The sequence below is a fragment of the Castellaniella sp. genome (assembly GCF_034674885.1).
In the GTDB taxonomy this organism is placed as follows: Bacteria; Pseudomonadota; Gammaproteobacteria; order Burkholderiales; family Burkholderiaceae_B; genus Castellaniella.
Genome location: NZ_JAUCDS010000021.1, coordinates 45,403 through 54,208, shown reverse-complemented (window position 1 = coordinate 54,208; position 8,806 = coordinate 45,403). Strand labels below are relative to the sequence as shown.

General features: G+C 65.6%; 8 protein-coding genes. 1 reads left to right on the top strand and 7 read right to left on the bottom strand.

Features of this window, described 5'->3' with window-relative positions; translation table 11 throughout:
- The 7 genes from VDP74_RS11690 to VDP74_RS11660 form a co-directional block, all read right to left on the bottom strand.
- Positions 1-137: ABC transporter permease subunit (locus VDP74_RS11690; protein WP_416232982.1), on the bottom strand; the 137-nt coding region annotated here is incomplete at its 3' end.
- 256 nt (positions 138-393) lie between these two features.
- Positions 394-1,542 (bottom strand): branched-chain amino acid ABC transporter substrate-binding protein, encoded by a 1,149-nt coding sequence (locus VDP74_RS11685; RefSeq protein ID WP_322999810.1) that lies wholly within the window; start codon positions 1,540-1,542, stop codon positions 394-396.
- Positions 1,543-1,860: 318 nt separating this feature from the next.
- Complete coding sequence (dut, locus tag VDP74_RS11680) at positions 1,861-2,328, bottom strand: dUTP diphosphatase (RefSeq protein WP_322999809.1); 468 nt, start codon at positions 2,326-2,328, stop codon at positions 1,861-1,863.
- 29 nt (positions 2,329-2,357) lie between these two features.
- Complete coding sequence (gene coaBC / locus VDP74_RS11675) at positions 2,358-3,560, bottom strand: bifunctional phosphopantothenoylcysteine decarboxylase/phosphopantothenate--cysteine ligase CoaBC (RefSeq protein ID WP_322999808.1); 1,203 nt, start codon at positions 3,558-3,560, stop codon at positions 2,358-2,360.
- Between the two features lie 10 nt (positions 3,561-3,570).
- Positions 3,571-4,092, bottom strand: a complete 522-nt coding sequence (lspA, locus tag VDP74_RS11670) for a signal peptidase II (RefSeq protein ID WP_322999807.1) — start codon at positions 4,090-4,092, stop codon at positions 3,571-3,573.
- Positions 4,085-6,925 (bottom strand): isoleucine--tRNA ligase, encoded by a 2,841-nt coding sequence (gene ileS, locus VDP74_RS11665; protein WP_322999806.1) that lies wholly within the window; start codon positions 6,923-6,925, stop codon positions 4,085-4,087. Before ileS ends, lspA begins: the two co-directional genes overlap by 8 nt.
- Positions 6,915-7,880 carry a bifunctional riboflavin kinase/FAD synthetase gene (locus tag VDP74_RS11660; protein ID WP_322999805.1) on the bottom strand — a complete coding sequence of 322 codons (966 nt, stop codon included), beginning with the start codon at positions 7,878-7,880 and terminating at the stop codon, positions 6,915-6,917. The genes ileS and VDP74_RS11660 overlap by 11 nt, the downstream gene beginning before the upstream one ends.
- 56 nt (positions 7,881-7,936) lie before the next feature.
- Here VDP74_RS11660 and purN point away from each other — a divergent pair, with 56 nt between their 5' ends.
- On the top strand, positions 7,937-8,605 hold the full coding sequence (gene purN / locus VDP74_RS11655; protein ID WP_322999804.1) for a phosphoribosylglycinamide formyltransferase: 669 nt from the start codon (positions 7,937-7,939) through the stop codon (positions 8,603-8,605).
- Positions 8,606-8,806: the final 201 nt, after the last annotated feature.

Sequence of the window (8,806 nt, the reverse complement as noted above, 5' to 3'; positions counted from 1 at the left end):
CCCAGGATGCACAAGTCGCCGTGGGCGAAGTTGATCATCTTCAGCACCCCGTAGACCATCGTGTAGCCCAGGGCGATCAGGGCGTAGATGCCCCCGACCGTGACCCCGTTGATGAATTGCTGGAGGATAAAGTCCATCGATCGGTTTCCGTGGTGGAGAAAGCGGCCCCCACGCTGCACAGGCGTTGCCTGTTTGCTGCCCCCCAAGGGGGCACTTTTTCCCTTGGGGCTGCCCGGCGGGAAAAAGGCCGATTTGGCGGGGAAGGGGCTAATGTAACGCTAGTGGCGGAGATGGCGCGCAAGCTGCAATGCGCTCACATTGCAGCTTGCGCGCCGCTCCGATTCGTCTGGCATAGGACGATCCGCAGTGGACTGTCCTATGCCCGAGCCATCCTTATTTGTCGGCCGGGTAGATGGTCTTGTAGCCGCCGCCAGCCAGGACCTCGAAGGCCGACATCGGGCTGCCGATGCGTTCGCCCTTGTCGTCCCAGGTGAAGGGGCCGGTCAGGCCTGCAAAGGGCTGCTTCATGTCGTGCAGCCAGGGGATGAGCTTGGCGGTATCTGTGCTCTTGGTGGCCTCGATGGCGGCAATTACGGCGCGGAAGCCGTCCGCATTGGTCAGCGTGTAGATGCTGGGAGGCGGTGCGCCGAAGGCCTTGGTGTAGTCAGCCAGGAACTGCTTGGCTTCCGGGTAGGGCAGATTTTCCGGCGCCGGCACGTTGACGATCACGGCGCCTGCTGCGGCATTGCCGGCGATCTTGGCGAAGTTCTCGTTCTGGTTGGCGTCGCCACCCACGAACACGGCGTCCATGCCCAGTTGTTTCATCTGGGCGCGGATCAGGCCGCCATCAGTGTAGTAGCCCGAGAAGAACAGCACGTCCGGGGTCTTGGACTTCAGTTTCGTCAGCACGGCGCTGTAGTCTTGCGTGCCGGCGTTGATGAAGTCTTCGCCGACGATGTTGCCGCCGTCTTTTTTCAGAGCGGCGATCGTGGCTTTGGCCAGGCCCGTGGCGTAGCTGGAGTGATCGCTGAGCACGGCGATGCGCTTGTACTGCTTGACCTTGACGAAGTAGTTGGCGACGAATTCGGCCTCATCGCTGTTGGGCGGCGCATTGCGGAAGAAGGTCTTCCAGCCTTTTTGCGTCAGTTCGTCGCTGGTGCCGTCGGATGTCTGGATGACGTTGGCGGCGGAATAGATCGGAGCGGCAGCCAGGGCGGCGCCGCTGGTGTACGTGCCGATCACGGCGATGACACCGTCGTTCACCAGTTTGCGACCGCAGATGGCGGCCTGAGCGGCCTTGCCTTCATCGTCGCAGACGATGACTTCGATCTTGCGACCCAGTACGCCGCCAGCATCGTTGTGCTGTTTGGCGATCAGCCGGACGCCGTTTTCGATGCCCTGGCCCTCGGCGGCGTATTCGCCGGTAATGGGGGCCTGGACCCCGATCTTGATCGGGCCGTCAGCCGCGACCGCAGTGCCCATGCCCATCAGGGCCAAGGAAACCGCCGCCGAAAGCGTGGAAAGTTTTGTCAGCCTGCTCATGTCTGGATTCTCCTTTGCATGGACCCGGATGGAACCATATATTCGTAATATATTAATACCGTGCTGGTGGCACTATTGGGGTATCCCCGGAGGCGGAAGGCGCCAACCGCTGCGGAAACAACGGCCTGAGCGTTCGTTTTGGGAAGTCCCGGCTGGATTCGGCAGGCCTCGGTGTGGATGGTTGTGCCAAAGGTGCAACCCATCGAGGTCTACAAAACCGTTCTAAAGTTTAACTACCGTTGCAAGCAGGTACAACCAGGGGTTTTACTAATATGGGTTCCGGGTGCCCTGATGGCCGGATGGGGCGAGAATTGCAGCCTACTGTCGGCCGGTGCTGCCGAAACCGCCCGCGCCGCGTTCCGTTTCGGTGTCAAAGACATCCGTCAGGTGCAGACCGACCTGTACGACAGGCTGGAACAGCAGCTGGGCGATGCGCTCGCCAGGCTGGATCGTGTACGCCTGATCGCTGTCGTTGGTCAGCAGCACCTTGATTTCACCGTGGTAGTCGGCATCGATGACACCGATGCCCTGGGCTACGCGGATGCCGTGCTTGAGAGACAGCCCCGAGCGCGAGGCGACGATGGCGACCAGCCCCGGGTCCATCATGTTCAGCGCCAGGCCGGTGGGGACGGGCAGGCGCTCGCCCGGCGACAGTGTCTGGGGGGCATCCAGGCAGGCGCGCAGGTCCATGGCGGCCGAACCGCTGGTGGCGTAGTCTGGCAGGGGAATGGCGTCCGTGCCCAGCAAGGGGTTGACGATGCGGGCCTGGATGAGTCGTCGATGCATGGTGTCGTGTATCCGGGATAGGAAAGGGTTCAGGCGGGTCGGGGCATGCGTTGCGCAATCCAGGCCAGCAGCTGTCGGGCTGCCTGCAGCTTGGCCTGGCGCGGCAGGGGATGCGCGCCGTCGCCGTCGAAGATGATCAGTTCGGTGTCGCTGGCGTCCATCGCCAGCTGGGCCAGATTGCCCACGATCACCGGGATGTTCTTGCGCTGGCGCTTGGCCTGGGCGTGTTCGTGCAGGTGGTCGGTTTCGGCCGCGAAGCCTACGCACCAGGGGCCGTCGGGCAGCGCGGCGACATCGGCCAGAATGTCGGGGTTCTGGACGAAATCCAACGCGGGCGGCTGGTTGCCGGCCTGCTTTTTCAGTTTGAGGGTGGAGGGGTTGGCGATGCCCCAGTCGGCAACGGCCGCTACGGCGATGAACAGGTGCGCGCCGGCAGCGTGCGCCAGCGCGGCAGCGTGCATGTCGCGGGCCTGGACGACATCGATGCGGGTGACCCCGTCGGGGCATGGCAGGGCCGTGGGGCCGGAGATCAGCGTGACCTGGGCACCGGCTTCGGCGGCTGCCCTGGCCAGGGCATAGCCCATGCGCCCCGATGAGCGGTTGGTCAGGACGCGCACCGGGTCGATGATCTCGCTGGTGGGGCCTGCCGTCAGCAGCACGCGCCGTCCTGCCAGGATCTTGGGCTGGAAAAATGCGATCACGGCGCGCAGGATCTGGTCTGGTTCCATCATGCGGCCAGAGCCGCTTTCCCCGCAGGCCTGGCTGCCTTCGGCCGGGCCGATCAGGGTGACGCCGTCGGCCCGCAGCTGGGCGGCGTTGCGCTGGGTGGCCGGGTGAGTCCACATCTCGTGATTCATGGCGGGCGCCGCCAGCAGCGGCACCGCGCCTCGGGCCACACACAGGGTCGCCAGCAGGTCGTCGGCCAGGCCGTGGGCCAGCTTTGCCAGGAAGTCGGTGCTGGCCGGCACGATCAGCACGGCGTCGGCGCCGCGCGTCAGGTTGATGTGGGCCATGCGGTTGTCCATCCGGCTGTCCCATTGGTCGATCCAGACGGGGCGTCCGGACAGCGCCTGCATCGTCGCCGGCGTGATGAAGCCGGTGGCGGCCTCGGTCATGACGACGTCCACCGTGGCGCCTTCGTCCTGCAGACGGCGCAGCAGTTCGGCGGATTTGTAGCAGGCGATGCCGCCCGTCAGTCCCAGGATGATGCGTTTGCCCGATAGATCCGGCATGGCGGGTCCCCTATGATCGATGGGCGCGGCGGCTGCGCAGGATCTCGTCCAGGATCAGCAGCCCGGCGCCGCAGGTGATGGCGATGTCGGCCAGGTTGAAGGCCGGGAAGTACCAGTCCCGCCAGTAGAACAGCAGGAAATCGACCACGTGGCCGTGCATCAGGCGGTCCAGGGCGTTGCCCAGGGCGCCGCCCAGAATGCCGGCCAGGGCCGCGCACAGCAGTCGCTGGCCGGTGTGGGTGTAGAGCCAGCGCAGGATCAGGACGGCGGCGATTGCAGCGATCCCCGTGAACAGCCAGCGCTGGGCGCCGCCGCCATCGGCCAGGAAGCTGAAGGCAGCCCCGGTATTGAACAACAGGGTCAGGTCGAAGACCGGCAGGACGGGGATGCGTTGGGCGTAGGCCATGCTGTGCAGGACCCAGGCCTTGGTGGCCTGGTCCAGCAGCACCAGCACGGCGGCGATCAGCAGCCATCCCGCCAGCGACTGCCAGCGGCGCCCGCGCGTCGGGTCGGAAGTCAAGGCCTCAGGCATGGCTGCGCTGTTCGCCGTCGCCGAACAGATTGTCGACGCAGCGCCCGCACAGTTCCGGGTGCTGTTCGTCGTGGCCGACATCGGCCCGGTGATGCCAGCAGCGTCCGCATTTCTCGTGTGTCGTGGCCTGCACCTGGATCCCCAGGGTGCCCTCGGCGGCGTGCACGTCGGCGCGCGACACCAGCATGACGAAGCGCAGGTCCTCGCCCAGGCTTTGCAGCAGGGCCAGGTCGTCGCCACCGGCGCGATAGTCGACTTCCGCCGCCAGCGACGAACCGATTTCCCCGCGTGCGCGCACGGCTTCGATTTCGCGCATGGTGTCGGCGCGGATCTCGCGCAGACGGGACCAGCGGGCGGCCAGCGGGGTCGCGTCGGCCGGCACGGGCACGGTGTGGAACCGTTCCGTGAAGATCGTGGGCGAGGCCGTGTTGCCGCCCAGGTCGGCCCAGGCTTCTTCGACGGTGAACGACAGGATCGGGGCCAGCAGTTTCAGCAATGTGTGCGTGATGTGATGCAGGGCGGTCTGGGCGGCGCGCCGGGCGGCGCTGTTCTTGCCCGTGGTGTACAGGCGGTCCTTCAGGATGTCCAGATAGAAGGCGCCCAGGTCTTCGGAACAGAAGATCTGCAGGCGGGCGACGGCCGTGTGGAATTCGTAGCGTTCGTAGGCAGACAGGACCTCGGCCTGCATGGCGGCGGTCATCTGCAGGGCATAGCGGTCGATCTCCAGCAGTTCGTCGGGTGCCAGCAGGTCCGTGGAAGGGTCGAAGTCCACCAGATTGCCCAGCAGGAACTTCAGCGTGTTGCGGATGCGCCGGTAGGATTCGACGACCCGGTCCAGGATCTGCTTGGAGATCGACAGTTCGCCGGAGTAGTCGGTGGACGCGGTCCACAGGCGCAGGATCTCCGCGCCCAGAGAGTTGGCGATTTCTTGTGGGTAGACTACGTTGCCCACGGACTTGCTCATTTTCTTGCCCTGGCCATCGACCACGAAGCCGTGGGTCAGCAGGGCCTTGTAGGGCGGGCGCCCGTACAGCATGCAGCCCGTCAGCAGGGACGAATGGAACCAGCCTCGGTGCTGGTCGGAGCCTTCCAGGTAGAGGTCGGCCGGCCAGGCCAGCTGGCTGGCGTGGGACCCCTTCAGGCAGTGGTCCTGGCCACCCAGCACTGTGGCGTGGGTCGTGCCGGAATCGAACCAGACGTCCAGCGTGTCGCGGTTCTTTTCGTACAGGTCGGCCTCGTCACCCAGCAGATCGCGAGGATCCAGGGTCTGCCAGGCCTCGATGCCGTCGCGCTCGACGCGTTCGGCCACCCGGTCCAGCAATTCCGGCGTGCGCGGATGCAGGGCGCCGGTTTCCTTGTGCACGAAAAAGGCCATGGGTACGCCCCACTGGCGCTGACGCGACAGTGTCCAGTCAGGACGGTTGGCGATCATGGCGTGCAGCCGGGCGCGGCCCCAGGCGGGGTAGAAAGCCGTGTCGTCCACGCCCTTCAGGGCCATCTCGCGCAGGGTCGGGCCTTCGGCCGGTTGCACGTCCATCCCGGCGAACCACTGGCTGGTGGCGCGATAGATGATGGGGGTCTTGTGGCGCCAGCAATGCATGTAGCTGTGGGCGTGCGATTCGGTATGCAGCAGGCTCCCGGCCTCGCGCAGGGCGTCGACGATCTTCGGGTTGGCCTTCCAGATCAGCTCGCCGCCAAAGAGCGGCAGGCTGTCGGCATAGTGGCCGTTGCCCATGACGGGGTTGAGCATGTCTGCGTCGCTCAGGCCGTGCGCCTTGCAGGAAATGAAGTCCTCTACACCGTAGGCCGGGGCCGAGTGCACGATGCCGGTGCCCGAGTCCAGGGTGACGTAGTCGCCCAGGTAGATGGGAGACAGGCGGCGGTAGCCGGCATCCACGTCGTACAGTGGGTGGCGGAACTTCAGGCCGGCCAGAGCCTTGCCTGATGTGCGGGCGACGATCTCGCCTTCCAGCCCCCAGCGCTGCAGGCAGGATTCGGCCAGCTCGCTGGCGACGATCAACAGCGGGCCGGTGGCGCGGGGTTCGCGCAATCGGACCAGCGCGTATTCGTGGTCGGGGTGGATGTTGAGCGCCTGGTTGGCTGGAATGGTCCAGGGCGTGGTCGTCCAGATGACGATGGCGCCGGCGTCGGTTTCCCCTGTCAGGCCGAAGGTGCGAGCCACGGCGGCGCGGTCATCGAAGGCGAAGGCCACGTCCACGGAGGGGTCCTTGCGGTCGGCGTATTCGACTTCGGCCTCGGCCAGGGCCGAGCCGCAGTCAAAGCACCAATTGACCGGCTTCAGGCCGCGAAAGACAAAACCTTTTTCCATGATGCGGGCCAGGGCTCGCAGTTCGTCCGCTTCGTTGTGCGGGTTCATGGTCAGGTAGGGGTTGTCCCATTCGCCCAGCACTCCCAGGCGCTTGAAATCCGTGCGCTGGCGTTCGATCTGTTCGGCGGCGTAGGCGCGGGCCTTGGCCTGGACTTCGGCGACCGGCAGGTGCTTGCCGTATTTCTTTTCGATCTGGATCTCGATCGGCATGCCGTGGCAATCCCAGCCGGGCACGTATTGAGCGTCAAAGCCCGCCATGTCGCGGCTCTTGACGATGATGTCCTTGAGGATCTTGTTGACGGCGTGGCCGATGTGGATGTCGCCGTTGGCATACGGCGGCCCGTCGTGCAGGATGAATTTCGGCCGTCCCTGGGCGGCTGCCCGAATGACTGCGTAAATCTTTTTTTCCTCCCAGGCGGCGATCCAGCCTGGCTCGCGTTTGGCCAGGTTGCCCCGCATGGGGAAAGGGGATTCGGGCAGATTCAGGGTGTCTCTATAGTCCATGGGAGGCGAAATAGTCGCGAGCGCCTTGCACGTCCTGGCGGATGGCGGCGATCAGAGTGGTTAAGTCGGGAAAGGATTCCTCGTCGCGCAGAAATTCGAGGAATTCGACGCACACCAGTTTACCGTAGGCGTTTACCTGCTGATCGAGGATGTGGGTCTCGAGCAGCAGGGGACCGTCGCGGGTCACGGTAGGCCGCACGCCCAGGCTGGCAACCCCCGGCAGCGGGGTGTCCTGCAGGCCGTGCACGCGCACGATGTAGATGCCCGAGCGCGCTGCGCAGGGGGCGGGTACGCGCAGGTTCAGCGTCGGGAAACCCAGGTCGCGCCCCAGTTTCTGGCCGTGGATGACATGGCCAGTGATGCGAAAGGGGCCGCCCAGCAGTTCGCTGCTGTGCGCCAGATTGCCCACGGCCAGGGCGGTGCGCAGGGCCGAACTGGAGATTCGCTGCCCGTTGCCGTCGTGGACGTCGGCGATGGTGTCCACTGCAAAGCCGTGTTCCCGACCCAGGCGACGCAGCAGGTCGATGTCGCCGCTGCGCTTGTGCCCGTAGCGGAAATCTTCGCCGACCAGCAGCCAGCGGGTGTTCAGGCCCCGTACCAGCAGCTGGCGGATGAAGTCTTCCGCGCTCATGTCGGCCAGGGACTGGTCAAAGCGCTGGATGACGATCTGGCGCATGCCCTGGGCCGCGAGCAGGGCGACTTTGTCGCGCAGGCTGCTGATCTGGGTGGGGACGAGTTCCGGCCGGCCGCCCCGTCGCGCGAAGAACGCCCTGGGGTGGGGGGCAAAGGTCATGACCGAGGGTTCCAGCCCCCGCGCCTGCGCCTGGCTGCGCACTTGCGCCAGGATGGCCTGGTGCCCCCGGTGCACGCCATCGAAGTTGCCGATGGTCAGGGCGCTGGGGGCGGTGGTGTCGCGCCGGGGAAGTGCGCGGTAGAGGCGGGGAACGGGTTTCACGTCGAAGAGTTTACAATTTCACGTTTGGCTGTGATTTTATGTCGGAGAGCACGCGCATGGAGCATACCCCCGAACAGCCGTTGCGGGTGGCCATCCTGATTTCGGGCCGAGGCTCGAACATGCAGGCGCTGGTGGATGCCGTGGCTGCGGATCATCTGCCTGTCCAAGTGTGCACGGTGCTGTCCAACCGGGCCGATGCAGCGGGGCTGGACTGGGCGCGTGCAAGAGGCCTGCCGGTCGAATGCCTGTCGCACAGGGATTTCGAAAGCCGTGATGCCTTCGATGCGGCTTTGCTGGCGCGGCTGGACGCCCTGGCGCCGGACTTCATCCTGCTGGCCGGTTTCATGCGGGTGCTGGGCAGCGATTTCGTGCGCCATTTCGACGGTCGCATCATCAATATCCATCCCTCCCTGTTGCCGGCTTTTCCGGGTCTGCACACGCACCAGCAGGCGCTGGCCCAGGGGGTGCAGTGGCATGGCTGCACCGTCCATTTCGTCACACCCGTGCTGGATCATGGCCCCATCATCGCCCAGGGCGCCATCCCGGTGGGGGCTTCCGACACGCCCGACAGCCTGGCGGCACGCCTGCTGCCGATCGAACATCGGGTCTATGCGCAGGTGCTGCGCTGGCTGGCCGAAGGCCGGGTGGCGCTGGAAGAAGGCGGCTGCGTCCGGGTAGCCGGCGTCGAACATCGCGCCTGGGCGGGCGACACACTTTTTGAATGACAGGATCGTTATGAGTACGAATGAATCTCGGGATCGGTCCCGCAAGCGTCCCGCAGATAGCCGTCCGCAGCGCGCAGACGATCGACGGGCACAGGGTGCCACGAGGCGGGAACTCGCCTCGAAGCGCCCCGCCGGTGATCGTCCGGCGCGCTCGCCGTCGAGCCGGCCAGTCGAGGGCCAGACCCCGGCGCGGCCCTATGT

Excerpts from the sequence above, each read along its gene's own strand:
- VDP74_RS11685 (WP_322999810.1), bottom strand. The coding sequence starts at position 1,542 with ATGAGCAGGCTGACAAAACTTTCCACGCTTTCGGCGGCGGTTTCCTTG.
- dut (WP_322999809.1), bottom strand. The coding sequence starts at position 2,328 with ATGCATCGACGACTCATCCAGGCCCGCATCGTCAACCCCTTGCTGGGC.
- coaBC (WP_322999808.1), bottom strand. The coding sequence starts at position 3,560 with ATGCCGGATCTATCGGGCAAACGCATCATCCTGGGACTGACGGGCGGC.
- lspA (WP_322999807.1), bottom strand. The coding sequence starts at position 4,092 with ATGCCTGAGGCCTTGACTTCCGACCCGACGCGCGGGCGCCGCTGGCAG.
- ileS (WP_322999806.1), bottom strand. The coding sequence starts at position 6,925 with ATGGACTATAGAGACACCCTGAATCTGCCCGAATCCCCTTTCCCCATG.
- purN (WP_322999804.1), top strand. The coding sequence starts at position 7,937 with ATGGAGCATACCCCCGAACAGCCGTTGCGGGTGGCCATCCTGATTTCG.